General features: G+C 65.3%; 1 protein-coding gene. It reads left to right on the forward strand.

The features are described from left to right. Positions 1–943 (forward strand): chaperonin GroEL (groEL, locus tag KBI5_RS24740; RefSeq protein ID WP_116290020.1); only part of this gene is annotated, 943 nt, incomplete at its 5' end. Between the last annotated feature and the right edge of the window lie 496 nt (positions 944–1,439).

A 1,439-nucleotide genomic window follows, 5' to 3' on the forward strand; every position in this document is an offset into this window, starting at 1 on the left:
GGTCAAGGACCTGCTCCCGCTGTTGGAGAAGGTCATGCAGGCCGGCAGGCCGCTGCTGGTCATCGCCGAGAACGTTGAGGGGGAGGCCCTGGCGACCCTGGTCGTCAACAAGATCCGCGGTACGTTCCGGTCCGTGGCCGTGAAGGCGCCGGGTTTCGGCGAGCGGCGCAAGGCCATGCTCGGCGATATCGCCGTTCTGACGGGCAGTCAGGTGATCAGTGAGGAGGTTGGTCTCAGGCTGGAGAACGCCGACCTCGACCTGCTTGGCCGGGCCCGCAAGGTTGTCGTTACCAAGGATGACACGACCATTATCGAGGGCGCCGGCGACCCGGGCCGGATCGCCGGTCGGGTCAGCCAGATCCGTAGCGAGATCGAGAAGTCGGACTCCGACTACGATCGCGAGAAGCTGCAGGAGCGGCTGGCCAGGCTCGCCGGTGGCGTGGCCGTCATCAAAGCCGGCGCGGCCACCGAGGTCGAGCTCAAGGAGCGTAAGCACCGCATCGAGGACGCGGTCCGCAACGCGAAGGCCGCCGTTGAGGAGGGCATCGTCCCCGGCGGTGGGGTGGCTCTGCTGCTGGCCTCGGGGGCTGTCTTCGACGGGCTGGAGGTGGCTGAGGACGAGCGGACCGGGGCCGAGATGGTGCGCCGCGCGTTGACCGAGCCGCTCCGGCAGATCGCGGTCAATGCCGGCCTGGAAGGCGGCGTCGTGGTCGAGAAGGTCCGCAACCTGCAACCGGGGTGGGGGCTGGACGCCGCCACCGGCGAGCACGTCAACATGCTCGAGGCCGGGATCATCGACCCGACCAAGGTCACCCGCTCCGCCCTGCAGAATGCCGCATCCATCGCCGGGCTGTTCCTCACCACCGAGGCCGTCGTTGCCGAAAAGCCAGAGGAAAAGGAAACCGCGGCAGCGCCAGCTGGTGGGGGTGGCCTGGAGTACTGAAAAAATCGGAATGCGAGCTGATCGGAGCCGACCGACGGTGACTGGTACAGCCGGATCGGGTTGTCCGGAGGGCATCGGTGAGAGGACGCGGGCTGAAACGCCTCCGCTCCGTCCAACCGTCGGAGCCGGGCACGCCCCCGTCCAGAGCATCTGCCGTGGCCACCACGAACTCGGGACCGATGCCGACCCGTTGCCGCAGTTATCAACTGCCTTCACCGAGTTCGCCCACGCCGTCTGATCATCGTGTTCCACCTGGGTGTCAGCATGCGGTGGCCCTCTGTGACGGGATGTTGACGATCAGATCTTCCTCGTCCCRTACAGAAGGCCACCTTTATGGGGCGACACGTCGGCTATCTCGAAGGTTGACATCGGAAACATGCGGAAGCCCACCGGTGCTCGACGCGGAACTTGTCAAGATTTTTAGGACAAGATTCTTTGTGAACTAGCCTGTGTTCCGTCCCTGTCGTGATCTCGGTCGAGGGATGACTTCTGATCG

Source organism: Frankia sp. KB5 (genome assembly GCF_002099325.1).
Lineage (GTDB): Bacteria > Actinomycetota > Actinomycetes > Frankiales > Frankiaceae > Frankia > Frankia casuarinae.